Raw genomic sequence first — 16,527 nt, 5'->3', positions numbered from 1 at the left:
AGGCCTGGTGGAAACGATTCATTACATCATGGACAACAGCGGTTACCTGGCGAGCCTCACCTTCCAGCATCTGTGGCTGGTGGCGCTGGCGGTGGGTTTTGCTATCGTAATTGGCGTCCCCGTCGGTATTCTGATTGTGCGTTTTAAGTGGCTGGCCACCCCGGTACTCGGTCTGGCCACCATTGTACTGACCATTCCCTCTATCGCCCTGTTTGGTCTGATGATCCCACTGTTTTCGCTGATCGGTCAGGGTATTGGTGTGCTGCCCGCCGTCACGGCAGTGTTTCTCTACTCCCTGCTGCCGATTGTGCGCAACACCCACACTGCGCTGGAGAATCTGCCCGGCGGGCTGCGCGAGGCGGGACGAGGTATTGGCATGACCTTCTGGCAACGTCTGCGCTGGGTAGAAATTCCGATGGCGTTACCGGTGATTTTTGGCGGTATTCGTACCGCCGTTGTGATGAATGTTGGCGTGATGGCTATCGCGGCCGTGATTGGTGCTGGCGGTCTGGGCCTGCTGCTGCTGGATGGTATTAGCGGAAGTGACGTCCGCATGCTGGTTGCTGGCGCACTGATGATTTGTTTACTGGCCGTCATTCTTGACTGGCTGCTGCACCGTTTGCAGGTCGCACTGACACCTAAGGGGATCCGATAATGATAAAACTGGAAAATCTCACCAAAACCTTCAAACAAAAAAATGGCTCCAGCGTGAATGCGGTGGACAATGTCAGCCTGAACGTCCCGGAGGGTGAAATGTGCGTGCTGCTCGGCCCTTCCGGCTGCGGCAAAACCACCACGCTGAAAATGATTAACCGTTTGATCCCTGCCAGCAGCGGTAAGATCCTGATCAACGGAGAAGACACCAGCGGGCTGGATACCGTGACGTTACGCCGTAATATTGGCTATGTCATTCAGCAGATTGGTCTGTTCCCGAATATGACCATCGAAGAGAACATTACCGTGGTGCCGCGGATGCTGGGCTGGGACAAGCAGCGTTGTAAAGAACGCGCCAGCGATTTGATGAGCATGATGGCGCTGGATGCGAAGAAATTCCTGCATCGTTATCCGCGTGAGATGTCCGGCGGACAGCAGCAGCGTATTGGCGTTATCCGTGCGCTGGCGGCGGATCCTCCGGTGCTGCTGATGGATGAACCCTTCGGTGCGGTCGACCCGATCAACCGTGAAGTGATTCAGAATGAGTTTCTGGATATGCAGCGTCAGTTGAAAAAAACCGTGATGCTGGTCAGTCATGATATTGATGAGGCGCTGAAGCTGGGTGACCGTATTGCCGTGTTTGGCCAGGGTAAAATCGTGCAGTGTGCCAGCCCGGACGAGCTGCTGGCGAAACCCGCCAATGAGTTTGTCGGCTCCTTTGTCGGCCAGGACCGCACGTTAAAACGTCTGCTTCTGGTGCAGGCCGGTGATGTGACCGACCAGCAACCGACCCTCACCGTGCGTAAATCCACGCCGCTGTCTGATGCATTCGGCATCATGGATGATAACGATCTGCGCTCGATTACCGTGGTGGACGAGGACGGTAAACCACTGGGCTTTGTGAAGCGCCGTGAGGCGCGTGGTGCCAGCGGTCAGTGTGCTGACCTGTTGCACCACTTTACGGTGACGGGACGGGCTGAAGAGAACCTGCGCGTGGTGCTGTCGAAACTGTACGAACACAATATGGTATGGATGCCGATTGTCGATGAAGAGGGTCGTTACAGCGGGGAGATTTCGCAGGATTATATTGCAGATTACCTCAGTTCAGGGCGTACGCGGCGGGTGCTGAATCCGGGGTGACCATTAATCCAGGCGTAGAGGCTGACCCTCTGTTCCGGTCAGCCCGCCACGTGTGCGAAGGTTAAAGATCCAGTGGCGTCAGATCAAGATAGTGCGCCAGATCGCGGCTTTCCGCACGTGGCAGATACGGCAGTTCGCCAAGCAGCGGTGCCGGAATTTTGTCGCGCAGCACATCAATAATCTCCGCGTAATGGGCCAATCCCGGATTGATGCGATTCGCCACCCAGCCTAACAGCGGCAGTCCATCGTTAATCACCGCCTGCGCTGTCAGCAATGCGTGGCTGATGCACCCCAGTTTGATGCCAACCACCAGTACGACCGGAAGTTGCTCCTGCACGGCCCAGTCAGACAACGGGCGCAGATCATTCATCAGGCTTCGCCAGCCGCCCGTCCCTTCCACCACGATATAGTCCGCATGTTGATCCAGCGCTTGCAGGCCGCGACTGAGCGCGGCATAGCTGATGGGTGTGCAACTGGTGCTAATTTCATCTTCCAGTAAGGTGACCGGATTAATGGCGTGGTAAGGCAACGGCACTGAGGAGGATGCCTGTAGAACCAGAGCATCTTTATTGCGTGGCCCTTCTTCCGTTTGCTGGCTACTTTTCGCGACGGGTTTATATCCTACGGCCTGTTTACTGCCCGTTGCCAGCTTTTGTAATAACGCGCGCGACACCACGGTTTTACCGACTTCCGTATCTGTGCCGGTGACAAATAAACGTTTTAACATGGGGTGACTCCGACAGGCACTGCCTGGCCTCATTGATAATTTTCGAACATGATGAATGAACGAAAATTGTAGGGTAGTGCCGGATGTCGGGGATTGCGTTAGCGCAATGTTTAGTGAATTTATCAGCCTTGTAGCAGTTTGATTAATAAGGATCCGTTGTAGAGCGCATCCTTCACCAGTGCGGCACCCGGCATGGTGCCAAGATTCACAAACTCAGTAGGTACTACCTTAAGATCGGCACTGTAGCGCGGTAATGCCTGCTGGCGAATACAGTTAACGATGGCAGGGAAGAGAATCCGTTGCGCCTGATTAAGCGGGGAACCAATCAGGATTTTTTGTGGATGGAAAAGATTGACCATGATGGCGAGAATGCGCCCTACGCTGTTACCAACGCCGGTAATGACATCGCAGGCAATATGATCGCCCGCCAGCGCCGCCTCACACAGTGCATCAATGGTCAACGGCTGATTATGCAGTACCGAGCTCATCGACGCCTGCATGCGCTGCGCTGCCAGCTCAAGCATATTGTCGATGCTGGCCACGGTTTCCAGACAGCCATGATTCCCGCAATAGCAGCGTTTTCCCCAGGGATCGACCTGGGTATGACCGATTTCAACCAGCGAACTGCTACCACCGTGCAGCAAGCGCCCACCGGTAATCACCCCGGCGCCCACATGGTGATCAATCACCACCTGAAGCACATCGCTGGCATCGCGTGAAGCACCAAACAGCGATTCTGCCATCGTCCAGGCGCAGATATCATGCTGAATATACACTGGCAATCCGGTGCGCTCGGCAAGAACCGGGCCCAGCGGCATATCATCAACCTCGTAAAACGGCATGCGGTGAACAATACCTGACTGGCTGTTCATGATGCCCGGCAGTGTGATGGCAATGGCCGTCAGACGCTCGAGTTTGTGCTGGTGGTGAATAAAGAACTGGTCGACTTGCTGGACGATACGCGTCAGCAACGGCAAATCGGCCTCTGCGGGAAGGGGGAATTGCTCTTCAACGACCATTTTGCTGCTGAGATCGCGCAGCGCGAGGGTGATTTCGCCATTACCGATACGGGCAGACAGGAAGTGCCAGGCCTGGGTGTCCAGCACCAGTCCGACAGCCGGACGACCACGACTGCCTGGGTCCTGAAATTCCGTTTCCTGCACCAGATGCGCTTCCAACATTTCACGCACAATTTTCGTGATGCTGGCCGGGGCCAGTTGCGCTTTTTTGGACAGCTCTATACGCGAGATGGGACCAAACCGATCAATCAGTCGGTACACCGCTCCGGCATTAGTCTGTTTAATCTGGTCAATATGACCAGGCTGACTATCCGCAATCACACCCCACTCCCACTTATCACCTGTCTTAAAAGGCGCTGCTGTCTGTTATTTTCACGCTTCAAAATAAAGCATTTCGCTCATGGTGAAACACTTATCAGATGGCGTCAAATATTTGATTCGATATGTGATTTGCCGCACATAAACCGTCGCTGAACGCTCATGTTTTCCGCGATTGCCGGATCATTTCGGCAATAACAACGTCATCATCGCGGCAACGACGGACGGCACCTCTCTCTGCTTCGACCACACCAGCCACACTTCCGAACGCGCGTCCTGCTCCACCAGCGGGATCCATACCACATCGCTCAGGCGGACGCGTCGGAACGATGCCGGAAGAATAGAGACGCCCAGTCCGGTAGACACCAGGCCGATAATCGTCATTGCTTCCCCCACCTCCTGAGCAATATTGGGCTGAATATTGTAGCGGCCCAGTAAACCCAGAATTTCACCGTACAGCGCCGTTCCCACCTGCGGGTCAAAGAAGACAAAAGGCTCCTGCGCCAGATCGCTCAGGGCAATCTGCGGCCTGCCCGCCAGGCGATGGGCACGATGCACCAGCGCATACATGGGTTCACGAAGCAGCAGCTGATGATCGAGGGTTTCCGGCAGCAGGGTATTGCGCATCACGCCTAAATCAAGCCGCCCGTCCCCGATCGGCGCCAGTTGCTGCCGTGTATTAATCTCCTGCATCTGGATATGGACCGCCGGGAAGCGCTGACGAAAGGTGAACAAAGCGTCTGATACGACGGTGATAAACGGGGCAGATGACGTAAAACCAATACGTATTTCGCCTTCGTCACCGCGATGCAGGCGCGCAGCTTTATCGGCAGCCTGATCCACCTGTTGCAGCACCAGACGGGCATCCTGCAGGAACTGCTGCCCGGCCGCCGTCAGCTGGACGCTGCGGTTGGTACGGGCGAAAAGGCGTGCGCCTATTTCATGCTCGAGGATCTGAATTTGCTGGCTGAGCGGCGGTTGGGAAATATTCAGGCGCAGTGCCGCACGACCAAAATGCAGCTCTTCTGCCACGGCAATAAAGTAACGCAGGTGACGTAGTTCGATATTCATATGTTAAAAGTATCATTCGAGATTATTAATATATTAGACATCATAATCTGACTTTCTTACCCTTTACAACGTGAACTCCCTGAATATCTCTAAGGATCTGTTGTGAACCGCTCATCCCATGCCGTCAGACCGCCGTATTCTGCTGACCGTGCATCTCTTGCCATTACCGACTCACCTGCTGTCGATAAAAATCTCTATATCAAACGTGGTACTCCTCAATTTATGCGCGTCACGCTGGCGCTATTTTCAGCCGGGCTGGCGACGTTTGCCCTGCTCTATTGCGTACAGCCGATCCTTCCGGTTCTGTCGCAGGAGTTTGGCGTTTCCCCGGCGACCAGCAGTATTTCCCTGTCGATTTCCACCGGGATGCTGGCGCTTGGGCTGCTGGTAACCGGTCCGTTATCTGATGCCATCGGGCGTAAATCGGTGATGGTGACCGCGCTGATGCTGGCCGCAATTTGTACCCTGCTGTCCGCGACCATGACCAGCTGGCACGGGATTTTACTGATGCGTGCGCTGACGGGTCTGTCATTGAGTGGCGTTGCGGCCGTGGGGATGACCTACCTGAGTGAAGAAATCCATCCCAGTATGGTGGCGTTTTCGATGGGGTTGTATATCAGCGGAAACTCGATTGGCGGTATGAGCGGCCGCTTACTCAGCGGTGTGATCACCGATTTCAGCAGCTGGCGCATTGCCGTGATGGCCATCGGCTGCTGTGCACTGGCCGCTGCGCTGATGTTCTGGAAAATTCTGCCTGCCTCGCGCCATTTCCGCCCTGCTTCGCTTAAACCGCGTAGTCTGATGATTAACTTCCGGCTGCACTGGCGCGATAACGGTTTGCCGCTGTTGTTTGCCGAAGGTTTTCTGTTGATGGGGGCCTTTGTCACCCTGTTTAACTACATCGGCTACCGTCTGCTTTCGCCGCCTTATTCAATGAATCAGGCGATTGTCGGCCTGCTGTCGGTGGTCTATCTCACGGGGTCATGGAGTTCGCCTAAAGCCGGTGCGATGACGGCAAAATATGGACGCGCACCGGTGCTGCTGTTCTCCACCGCACTGATGCTGAGCGGTCTTCTGATCACTCTCGCCAGCAATATCTGGTTTATTCTGCCAGGTATGATGTTGTTTACCGCCGGATTTTTTGCTGCACATGCCGTTGCCAGCGGCTGGATTGGCCATCGTGCGCGCCGCGCTAAAGGCCAGGCATCATCGCTGTACCTGTTCAGTTATTATCTGGGGTCAAGCGTTGCCGGTACGCTCGGCGGTGTGTTCTGGCATCATTTTGGCTGGTACGGAATTACAGCGTTTATTGCTGCCATGCTGGTGCTGGCGTTACTGGTAGGAAGCCGTCTACACGGACGAAAACTCTAACTTCCGAGTACAATGCGTTGTCACAGGCGGACCGAAAAACACGGTCCGCCCCAACAGAAAATGACGCCCTCTGATCAATGGCACCATTTTCCCCTGCGCGACGCAAAAAACACCGTTGTTGATGTTCATCTCTGTTTTGGACTGCTATAGTCATTAGTATGTTGTAACTAATGGAGGTGTCATGCGTCATTACGATACTGTTGAGCAGCTTCACCGCTGTGTGGCCGATCTCGAACAAGAACTGGAGGCATTAAAGCAGCAGATCCTCAGTATGCGTCTGCTGACCGCCAGGGTGTTTGAACTGCCAGAGGTGGAAAAAGGTAAGGAGCACGACCCGCTGACGCAGGTTAAGGTTGAGCAGTTGACTGGTCAGGCCGCCCTGCAGCGCTCCCTGACGCATTTTGCGCGTTTGTTTATGCAGCACCAGTCAGAAAAACTGAGCACTAAGGCGGCGGTGCGTCTTCCTGGTGCGGTGTGCCTGGAAGCCGATAATACGCAGTCTGCCCTGCTCCACCAGCAGGTCGCCTCAATCAATCAACTGAAACAACGGCTGGAGCAGATTATTACCGTGGAATCGGGCCTGCCGAGCGAGGAGCGGTTCGAGTTTGTCCACCGCCATCTGCGCGGGTTGATTACCCTGAACGCTTACCGTTCGCTGACGTTGCTTGAAGCGCCCGATTCCGTGCGCTTTGGCTGGGCGAATAAGCATATTATTAAAAATATCAGTCGTGATGAGATGCTGGCAACGCTGGAAAAAAGCCTGAAGGCCGGGCGTGCCGTGGCCCCCTGGACACGTGAGCAATGGGCCGAACGCGTCCAGAGCGAAATTGAAGCGGTAAAGTCACTGCCTGCAGGCGCGGCATTGAAAATTAAACGCCCGGTGAAAGTACAACCGATTGCCCGCGTCTGGAGCAGCAGCGATCGGAAACAAACCCAGCTGGCCTGCCCTTCTCCGTTGCTGGTACTGTGCCAGGACGCCAATAGCGTGCCAAAACTGGGAGAGCTGCTGAATTATGATGCCGCTAACGTGACCCATCGTTACAAACCTGATGCTCAGCCGCTCTATTTACTGATCCCGCGCTTACATCTTTATACCGATCGTCTGGTGCAGGCATAAAAAAAAAGCCAGGTCTAAGACCTGGCTTTTGGCAGCAGCTTATACCTTCATACTGCCGACCATCTCTTCCGGACGTACCCAGGCATCAAACTCTTCTTCCGTCAGATAACCCAGCTTTAGCGCAGACCCTTTCAAGGTCAGCCCTTCTTTATGCGCTTTCTTGGCAATTTCAGCCGCTTTATCGTAGCCAATATGCGTATTCAGCGCGGTAACCAGCATCAGAGATTCATTCAGCAATTGAGTAATACGATCGCGGTTTGGCTCAATACCGATAGCGCAGTGGTGATTAAAGCTGTCCATCCCATCCGCCAGCAGACGAACAGATTGCAGGAAGTTATGGATCACCATCGGACGGTAAACGTTCAGCTCGAAGTTACCGGATGCGCCACCGATATTTACTGCCACATCATTGCCCATCACCTGACAACACAGCATGGTCATGGCTTCACACTGCGTCGGGTTCACTTTACCCGGCATGATGGAGCTACCCGGCTCGTTTTCCGGGATAGCGATTTCACCGATGCCACAGCGTGGGCCGGATGATAACCAGCGCACGTCGTTGGCGATTTTCATCAGTGATGCCGCCAGGCCTTTTAGCGCACCATGGGCATGAACCAGCGAATCACAGGTGGCTAAGGCTTCGAACTTGTTCGGCGCGGTGACAAAAGGCTGTTTAGTCAGCTCAGCAAGCTCCTGGGCAACGCGCACGGCATATTCAGGGTGAGTATTCAGCCCGGTACCGACCGCTGTACCACCCAGTGCCAGCTCGGCAACATGTGGAATGCTCTGTTCAATATGCTTCAGGCTGTGGCTTAACATCGCCACCCACCCGGAGATCTCCTGGCCCAGCGTCAGCGGTGTGGCATCCTGCAAGTGAGTACGACCAATTTTGACAATGTCTTTATAAGCTTCAGCTTTTTCATGCAGCGTCTGTTGCAGCACTTTCAGCTCAGGGATCAGGTGTTCCTGCACGGCCACCACCGCCGCCACATGCATCGCGGTTGGGAAGACATCGTTGGAACTCTGGCTCTTGTTCACATCATCATTGGGATGCACAAGGCGTGACATGCCGCGTTCGCCACCGAGGATCTCGCTGGCGCGGTTCGCCAGCACCTCGTTCATATTCATATTGGTCTGTGTACCCGAGCCGGTCTGCCAGATAGCCAGCGGGAACTCACCCTGATGCTTGTCGGCCAGCACTTCATCCGCCGCCTTGATGATCGCGCCTGCGCGGTCATCCGGTAACAGACCGAGGTCATTGTTCACTTTTGCCGCCGCCCGTTTGGTCAGCGCCAGCGCATACACCAGTTCAGCAGGCATTTTCTCCGTGGAGATACGGAAATGTTCCAGAGAACGCTGCGTTTGCGCCCCCCAGAGTTTGTCGGCAGGTACATCAATCGGTCCCATTGAATCTTTTTCAACGCGGTTCGCAGCCATTTCTGTCTCCTTGAGCACAAACATATGAATATTATTGACGCTGATTAGCCGTTTTGCGGTTAAAAAGCGCGGCGGTAGTCTGACATACACCAGGTTACGATTATGCGACTCATTCGCGTTTATTGCATCCCGATTGTCTTTCAGCGGTGCTTTTCTGCTTTAATACATCCAGTAACCAGTGAATGACCAGGGAGATATGATGCAAAAATTAATCAATTCGCTGCAAAATTACGCATGGGGCAGTAAAACCGCGCTCACTGAACTGTATGGGATCGCTAATCCGTCGCAGCAGCCGATGGCCGAATTATGGATGGGCGCCCATCCGAAAAGCCCATCGCACATCGTCGTCGATGGCAAATCTCGCTCGCTTCGCGATGTGATCGATGCTGACCCGCCTGCGCAGTTAGGTGCCGGTGTGGCGCAGCGTTTTGGCGAGTTGCCGTTTTTATTTAAAGTGCTGTGCGCTGCACAGCCGCTGTCGATTCAGGTGCATCCGAGTAAAGCGGCGGCCGAAGTTGGCTATGCACGCGAAAACGCCAGCGGCGTTCCGCTGGATGCGGCCACGCGAAACTATAAAGATGCCAATCATAAACCGGAGCTGGTGTACGCGCTGACGCCGTTTAAAGCAATTAACGGCTTCCGTCCGCTGTCTGAAATCGTCTCGCTGCTACAGCCGGTCGCAGGCGCTCATCCGGCCATTGCCCATTTTCTAAATACGCCAGATACCACGTCTCTCGCTGCGCTGTTTGCCAGCCTGCTCTCTATGCAGGATGAAGAGAAATCCCTCGCGCTGGATATCCTGCGCACCACCGTTGCCAGTCAGTCTGTTGAACCCTGGCAGACCATCGCTGAGATCGCTGACGTTTATCCTGATGACAGCGGCCTGTTTGCCCCGCTATTGCTGAACGTCATCACCTTACAGCCGTCTGATGCGATGTTTCTGTTCGCCGAAACACCGCATGCCTACCTGCAAGGTGTGGCGCTGGAGGTGATGGCAAATTCAGATAATGTGCTGCGTGCCGGGTTGACGCCGAAATACATCGATGTCCCGGAGTTGCTGGCCAATCTGCGCTTTGATTCCCGTCCCGCAGAGAGTCTGCTGACCACACCCGTGGAGCAGGGAAAAACGCTTAACTTCCCGATTCCGGTGGACGATTTCGCCTTTGCCATCCACACGCTGACCGACGATCCGTTAACCGTTAGCCAGCAAAGCGCGGCGATCCTCTTTTGTATTGAAGGTGACGCGCTGCTGAAATGGGATGAACAGATGTTGTCGTTAACAGCAGGCGAGTCAGCATGGATTACCGCCAGCGAGTCTCCTCTGACGCTTAGCGGTACCGGCCGCGTGGCGCGAGTCTATAACGATCTGCCGAATTGCGGCTGACGTCAGCGGCCAGAATTGCTAAGATTATCCAGGAATTATCAAAAACGCCGTTATGGCGTTTTTTATCGCCAAAGGGTTACCTGCAGGACCTGAACGGGTACGCCCGTCTTCGTGAACAGAAAAGGACGATATTACAGATGAAAAAAACAAAGATTGCCGTGGGTGTAGTGATTGCTCTTGGCGTGGCCTGGACTGCGGGAGCCTGGTTTACTGGCAAGCAGTTGGAAAAAAACATGGACCAGATGGTTCAGCAGGCTAACGCGCAAATCCAGAACACGGCACCGGAAAGCCGGCTGAAGTTGAGCTACCAGGATTTCCAGCGTGGCGTATTCAGCAGCCATGCGCGCTTTGTCTTACAGTCGAGTTCACAAACCGAAGATAACTCTATTCTGAAGCCAGGCCAGAGCATCATTTTCAGTGAAAATATCGATCATGGCCCTTTCCCGCTGGCCCAGCTGAAAAAATTCAACCTGATGCCGAGCATGGCCTCCGTTCATAGTGAACTGGAGAATACCGAGGTGGTGAAAAAGCTGTTTGAAATCACCAAAGGTCAGTCCATCGTGCAGGCAGAAACCCGTATCGGCTACGGCGGCAGCACCGATTCAGACATTCGCCTGTTGCCGGCCGATTACAGCAATGCGCAAACCGGTGAGCGCTTTGCCTTCAATGGCGGCACCCTGAAGGTGAGCGCCGATGACAAAGGCGATAAGGTCGACTTTAGCGGTGATATCGACAGCCTGGTGATGACCACCAAAAATGAGCTGGATATGCCGGTGCTGTTTACCGTCAACGGCCTGAAAATTGATGCCAATACCCATCTCAGCCCGGAAGGACTGCGCATTGGCGATCAGACCATCAATCTGAAAAAACTGAGCGCGGCGGTGGAAGGTAAAGAAGCGATGGTGGCTGAAGGACTGAACGGTAAGTCCAGTTTTGACTCCACCAACAACCGCGTTTCCGGCCTGATTGACTACAGTTTAGACAGCCTGAAATTGCAGGGTCAGCCTTTTGGCCAGGGCAAGCTGACGATTAAACTGGATGGCTTCGATGGCAAAGCCGTCAAGACCTTCTCTGAAAACTATAATCGCCAGGTGCAGGCGCTGACCAACGATCCAGCGATGCAGGAAAACCCTGAGCTTTATCAGCAGCGCGCCAGTGAACTGCTGACGGCTAACCTGTCGTTGCTGTTGAAGGGCGATCCGTCCATCAGCATTGCGCCATTTAGCTGGAAAAATGACAAAGGGGAAAGCACCTATACCCTGAATGCACAGTTCAAAGATCCGTCTACTGCCACTGCCCCTGTGCAGAATCTGGGTCAGCAAGTGGACAGTGTGTTGAAAACGCTGGATACCAAACTGGCTGTTTCGATGCCAATGGCGACCGAAATGATGACTCACGTCGCCATGGGTGAAGGCTACAAGCAGGAAGATGCGGTGAAACTGGCTGACCAGCAGGTGAAAGGCCTGGCGGCGATGGGTCAGATGTTCAAACTGACCACGCAGCAGGATAATAACATCACCATCAGCCTGCAATATGGCGCCGGTCAGATCACCATGAACGGTGAGAAGATGCCACTGGAACAGTTCCTCTCCCGCTATATGCTGGGTGGCGGAGCGGTACCGGAAGGTATGCCGCAGTAAGATGTGTTAACCAACGGGCCGCAACAGCGGCCCGTTGGCTTTATAGACTGGCAGGATCTGAATTTAACAGCACGTCTTCCCCAAAATCTGGCAGTGTATGCTGGCGCAGATAATCCGCAAAGGATGCCCGTGGATTCTCCGCTTTCCAGGCTGACTGCAACTTCCCGAGCAGATCGGTGGATGTTGATTTCTGCTCAGGGGTTGTCGTATCGGACATCAGCTCCCCTCTTACATACTTTTGTTCTCGCGTTGAGGTACTCGCCAACTGGTCAAGCGTGGCTGACACCAGCGCCCCTTTGCGATACTGCACCTCTGTGGTGCTTTCCGCCTTATCATCAATCTGCGTGTAGAAATAATTCTGCGCGTTTCTGTCCGCGGTCAGCGCGAGTTGCAGCCCGGAGGTCAGCGCTTTATGGAAGCTGGCGGTCAGATGTGACTGCTGCTTCTGGGTGATATTACGATTCTGGTCGCTGGTGCCGGAAAGCGTGCTGGTTTGCGATACCTGATACGAGAAGGTATCAGCCTCACTCAGACGTATCGGATTTGGCGACTGCGGGGTTTGTGTGACGGAAGCCGTAAAATCTGCCAGTCCGGTCAGCATGTTTTTGTCCGTCCGCGTCAGGGAGAGATAAAGGGTTTGCGGACGACTTTGGGCGGGCGTACTGCTGTCGTAGTGACTGTTGAGCGCCGTAAAGGCATCCTTGAACATGGCCATCAGCGTACTGTTGCCCTCACCCCGGCTTTGTGCCCGGTCGAATTGCGTCAGATACTGACTCAGCGCCCGCTGCTGCTGGCCCTCATTACCCAGGATCGCCCGCTTACTCATATCCACGCTGATATCCACGGTGCCGAGGGTGCCGGTGGATTTTACCGAACGCGTATTAGTGTCAGCATGAAAAGCCAGCGTCAGCTTATTTTCGCCCGTCACCTTCGCCTGCAAATCAACTGACGTCAGTACTGCACTGTTAAATTTGGTCAAGCCACTCAGGTCAAGACGCGGTGGCTGACCTGCCAGCCCTTCCATCGCCTTCTTAAAACCGTCCGACAGCTTCTCAAGCGCGCTGCGTTCAGCTTCACTCAAGGTCCCCTTGTTTACTTTAATCTCAATACCCGATCCATCACTGGCCTGGGTCAGTTCAACCTCCGCGCCGCTGGCGGTTTTGACGCTCAGGGTGCCCTGATTGTCGGTTTGCGTCGCAGCTGTTGAAACACGTGGCAGAGAATAAACGGGACTCGCTGCCGCAGACTGGCCGAGAGACACCGTGGTTGAGGAGAGGGGCGGCGTTTGTAACGTGTCTACCGCCGCAGCGGTAGTGGCCAGTTTCGTTGCGCCCGGCAACGTGTTCACTGACAGGTTTCCAACAGAAGAAATAACAGTCATTGCGTTCAGTCCCTTGGCCTTACGCCGTAGCGTCACAGTAAATGTGGTACTTCTGATGCTATTTTCGGCAAAAAAACTAAAACCTTTAACCTGATGCGCAATTAACTGGCGCTGTTGCGCAATAAGTTTTTATAATGCTCCGCACTTTATTAAAAAAACAGAGAGTGCCGATATGATCGATTCCCAGCTTCCCCTCACCGACATTCACCGCCACCTTGACGGCAATATTCGCGCACAAACCATCCTCGATTTAGGCCGTGAGTTTAATCTGACGCTGCCTGCCAGCACGCTGGAAACCCTGCGCCCGCATGTGCAGGTGATTGAAACCGAGCCTGACCTGGTGAGTTTCCTCAATAAGCTGGACTGGGGCGTAAAAGTGCTGGGCTCTCTGGATGCCTGCCGCCGTGTGGCGCTGGAAAACGTGCAGGATGCGGCACGTGCCGGTATTCATTATGCTGAACTGCGTTTCTCCCCGGGCTATATGGCAATGACCCACAACCTGCCGATTGCGGGTGTGGTTGAAGCCGTTATCGACGGGATTAAAGCGGGTTGCAGCGCAAATAATATTGATGTGCGTCTGATTGGCATTATGAGCCGTACCTTTGGTGAAGAAGCCTGTCTGGATGAGCTGAACGGCCTGCTGGCACACCGTGACAGCATTACCGCACTGGATCTTGCCGGAGATGAGCTTGGCTTCCCTGGCAGCCAGTTCCTCAGCCATTTTACGCGCGCCCGTGATGCCGGACTGCGCATTACCGTCCACGCCGGAGAAGCCGCAGGGCCGGAAAGCATCTGGCAAGCGATTCGTGAGTTGGGGGCAGAACGTATTGGTCACGGCGTGAAAGCGGTGGAAGACCCGGCACTGATGGACTTTATGGTAAAACACAGCATTGGTGTGGAATCCTGCCTGACCTCCAATATTCAGACCAGCACCGTGGCTTCACTCGCCCGTCATCCGCTGAAAACGTTCCTGGAGCACGGCATCCTGGCCACGATCAATACGGATGACCCGGCAGTCCAGGGGATTGAGATTGGTCACGAGTACCATGTGGCAGCCCCGGCAGCCGGTTTGAGCCAGGCACAAATGCGTACGGCGCAGGAGAACGGATTGAAGATTGCATTCCTCAGCGATGCTGAGAAAGCAGCGGTTCGCGCTCGCGTTGCAGCGTAACGCTAACAAGGGCGGGTCATGACCCGCCCCTACCGGGGCATCAGCCCGTCTGCTATTTCAGTGACATCGTCTGGCGTTTCTCAGCCGATTGCAGGCCAAGCTCGATCAGTTCCATCACCTGAATCGCCTCTTCCGCTTTCACCGGATTTTCACCTGTGCCGTTCACCGCATCACGGATCGCTGCATAGTACGCCGGATAGTTACCGGGAATGGTCAGCAGCGCTTTCTCTATCATCACATCCCCATCCGCCAGCGTCAGTACGCCGTCACGCATATCGTAGCCCCAGTCTTCCTGCGGCGGACGTGCACCGGACTTCAGGCTGTCTTCCTGCGGATCGAGGCCAAATTTGACATAGCTGCCTTTGGTGCCATGCACCAGATAACGCGCAGATTCGGCGGCCACCAGTAAACTGCCGTGCAGCACCACGCGGCGCTGTGGGTAGATCAGCGTGGCGTGGAAATAGTCGGTCGTCACTGAACCCGCACGCAACTCGGCGGTATCAACATTAATCGCCACCGGGGAACCGAACAGCTGTAATGCCTGGTCGATAAGATGTGGACCCAAATCGTACCAGATACCGCTGCCCGGCACCTGCTGCTCACGCCAGCGCTGCTGTACCTGAGGGCGGAAACGGTCAAAGTGTGACTCGAAATAACGCACGTCCCCCAGCGTCCCTTCAGCCAGCAATGCTTTCACCGTCAGGAAATCACTGTCCCAGCGGCGGTTATGGAACACCGACAGCAACAGGCCTTTGGCCTTCGCCAGCGCATCCAGCTCCCGCGCCTGTGACAACGTCACGGTAAACGGTTTATCCACCACCACATGCTTACCCGCGGTGAGCGCGGCTTTGGCTAACGGGAAGTGGGTTTCATTGGGGGTAGGAATGACGATCAGGTGCAGGGTGGGATCGTCAAACAGCGTCTGGGGATCGGACACAACCTGCACCGACGGCCAGTCAGCCTGGACTTTGGTCGCATCACTGCTGGAAATGGCGGCCAGTTCCATTTCTGATGTGCCGGCAATCAGCGGTGCATGGAAGGTTTTACTGGCAAAGCCGTAGCCGACCAGGCCAACTCGAATCTTGTCACTCATATTAATCCCTCTCGTGGTTACCCGTTGATTTAAGACGATCAACTCACTAACCACAAGAAGGATTTGGCTGAATTACGCCTCCTGGGCACGTCGGGGTAAATGCCAGGTTTCCTGAGCAACCAGCGCATCATGGGCGTCCAGGCTGCGGCGACGGAAGTCGCTGGGGCTGACACCCGCCCGCTTGCGGAACACGCGCGAGAAATAGAGCTGGTCGTCATAGCCCACTTCACGGCCAATGCTGGCTATCGGCTCCTGAGTGGTCTGCAACAGCAGTTTGGCCCGGATCACCCGCTGGTCTTCACGCCAGCGCAGCAGATTCACGCCCATTTGCTCACGGAACAGATGCGCCAGCCGTGACGGTGACAGACAGACATGTTTGGCCACCTCTTCGATTTTCACCTCTGCGGCCAGGTTGTTGGTCACATACTGGCAGGCTTCTACCACACGCGCATCGCGCACCTGCTGCTGGCTGCGCGGATCTTCCTGTACCGCCCGCAACAGCAAACGCTCCAGCAGGTTCATTGCCAGCTCTTCTGCAAACGGACGCCCGGAGTTATGGGTATGTTCGATATTGGCAAACAGACGGTCAAACTCACCGCGTAATGACTCCGGCAGCCGCAGTCGCCCCACGCCCTGCGCCTCATCCTGCCACTCCAGCCAGTCGCTCCAGTAGGCGCGCGGACGAAAATAAACCCAGCGGTGATACCAGCAATCGCTGTCCGGCAGACGCCCGTAATAATGCGGTGTTTTAGGCTGAAACAGCAGCAGGTCACCGGGTTCACAATCGAAGGCCGCTTCACCGTCAAACACCCGCCCGCGCCCTTTGATCGTCAGGTTGAGAATGTAGCCTTTCATGCCGTGGGGACGGTCGATAAAGAAATCGAGCGGCCCCATCGCATTAATGGGCGTCAGCCCCGCCACCAGCCAGGCGCTAAACGGATAGCCGGGCAGTAACGGGTTGGATTGCGCCACGGGCGCCAGACGATGATACATAACGCCTCCTG

At 55.0% G+C, this 16,527-nt stretch carries 14 protein-coding genes; 7 read left to right on the top strand and 7 right to left on the bottom strand.

Annotated elements, in window-relative coordinates:
- The first annotated feature begins 7 nt into the window (after positions 1-7).
- Positions 8-655, top strand: a complete 648-nt coding sequence (gene osmW / locus LJN55_RS10895) for an osmoprotectant ABC transporter permease OsmW (RefSeq protein ID WP_227536237.1) — start codon at positions 8-10, stop codon at positions 653-655.
- Entirely contained in the window at positions 655-1,794 is a 1,140-nt protein-coding gene (osmV, locus tag LJN55_RS10890) for an osmoprotectant ABC transporter ATP-binding protein OsmV (protein WP_200642134.1), read from the top strand. Before osmW ends, osmV begins: the two co-directional genes overlap by 1 nt.
- A 61-nt stretch (positions 1,795-1,855) precedes the next feature.
- On the opposite strand, the gene bioD is transcribed toward osmV, so the two are convergent.
- The 3 genes from bioD to LJN55_RS10875 all read right to left on the bottom strand — a co-directional run bounded on the left by bioD (position 1,856) and on the right by LJN55_RS10875 (position 4,929).
- Entirely contained in the window at positions 1,856-2,521 is a 666-nt protein-coding gene (bioD, locus tag LJN55_RS10885) for a dethiobiotin synthase (protein WP_200642135.1), read from the bottom strand.
- Positions 2,522-2,643: 122 nt separating this feature from the next.
- Complete coding sequence (gene mlc / locus LJN55_RS10880; protein WP_227536236.1) at positions 2,644-3,861, bottom strand: sugar metabolism global transcriptional regulator Mlc; 1,218 nt, start codon at positions 3,859-3,861, stop codon at positions 2,644-2,646.
- Between the two features lie 180 nt (positions 3,862-4,041).
- The gene (locus LJN55_RS10875) at positions 4,042-4,929 is read right to left on the bottom strand and encodes a LysR family transcriptional regulator (RefSeq protein ID WP_227536235.1); all 888 of its coding nucleotides are present in this window, start codon (positions 4,927-4,929) and stop codon (positions 4,042-4,044) included.
- Between the two features lie 162 nt (positions 4,930-5,091).
- Here LJN55_RS10875 and LJN55_RS10870 point away from each other — a divergent pair, with 162 nt between their 5' ends.
- Together LJN55_RS10870 and tus are read left to right on the top strand one after the other, a co-directional pair.
- On the top strand, positions 5,092-6,300 hold the full coding sequence (locus tag LJN55_RS10870) for an MFS transporter (RefSeq protein WP_227536377.1): 1,209 nt from the start codon (positions 5,092-5,094) through the stop codon (positions 6,298-6,300).
- Between the two features lie 181 nt (positions 6,301-6,481).
- The gene (gene tus, locus LJN55_RS10865; RefSeq protein WP_227536234.1) at positions 6,482-7,417 is read left to right on the top strand and encodes a DNA replication terminus site-binding protein; all 936 of its coding nucleotides are present in this window, start codon (positions 6,482-6,484) and stop codon (positions 7,415-7,417) included.
- 39 nt (positions 7,418-7,456) lie between these two features.
- Here tus and fumC read toward each other — a convergent pair whose 3' ends face one another.
- A complete protein-coding gene (gene fumC, locus LJN55_RS10860) occupies positions 7,457-8,854 on the bottom strand; it encodes a class II fumarate hydratase (protein ID WP_159337192.1) in 1,398 nt (465 codons plus the stop codon).
- Positions 8,855-9,053: 199 nt separating this feature from the next.
- Between fumC and manA the strand changes: the two genes are divergently transcribed.
- Complete coding sequence (gene manA / locus LJN55_RS10855) at positions 9,054-10,238, top strand: mannose-6-phosphate isomerase (protein WP_227536376.1); 1,185 nt, start codon at positions 9,054-9,056, stop codon at positions 10,236-10,238.
- A gap of 137 nt (positions 10,239-10,375) precedes the next feature.
- Positions 10,376-11,878: a YdgA family protein gene (locus LJN55_RS10850; RefSeq protein ID WP_227536233.1), complete on the top strand. Its 1,503-nt coding sequence runs from the start codon at positions 10,376-10,378 to the stop codon at positions 11,876-11,878.
- A 40-nt stretch (positions 11,879-11,918) separates the two neighbouring features.
- Here the strand turns inward: LJN55_RS10850 and LJN55_RS10845 are convergent, their stop codons facing one another.
- On the bottom strand, positions 11,919-13,259 hold the full coding sequence (locus tag LJN55_RS10845) for a hypothetical protein (RefSeq protein WP_227536232.1): 1,341 nt from the start codon (positions 13,257-13,259) through the stop codon (positions 11,919-11,921).
- A gap of 172 nt (positions 13,260-13,431) precedes the next feature.
- Between LJN55_RS10845 and add the strand changes: the two genes are divergently transcribed.
- Positions 13,432-14,430 (top strand): adenosine deaminase, encoded by a 999-nt coding sequence (gene add / locus LJN55_RS10840; protein WP_200642144.1) that lies wholly within the window; start codon positions 13,432-13,434, stop codon positions 14,428-14,430.
- Positions 14,431-14,482: 52 nt separating this feature from the next.
- Here add and LJN55_RS10835 read toward each other — a convergent pair whose 3' ends face one another.
- Together LJN55_RS10835 and araC are read right to left on the bottom strand one after the other, a co-directional pair.
- Complete coding sequence (locus LJN55_RS10835) at positions 14,483-15,523, bottom strand: oxidoreductase (protein WP_212814266.1); 1,041 nt, start codon at positions 15,521-15,523, stop codon at positions 14,483-14,485.
- Between the two features lie 72 nt (positions 15,524-15,595).
- A complete protein-coding gene (araC, locus tag LJN55_RS10830; RefSeq protein ID WP_133845164.1) occupies positions 15,596-16,516 on the bottom strand; it encodes an arabinose operon transcriptional regulator AraC in 921 nt (306 codons plus the stop codon).
- Positions 16,517-16,527: the final 11 nt, after the last annotated feature.

Origin of the sequence: Erwinia rhapontici, assembly GCF_020683125.1 — a bacterium.
In the GTDB taxonomy this organism is placed as follows: domain Bacteria; phylum Pseudomonadota; class Gammaproteobacteria; order Enterobacterales; family Enterobacteriaceae; genus Erwinia; species Erwinia rhapontici.
This window is presented reverse-complemented; position numbering and strand designations above follow the sequence as displayed.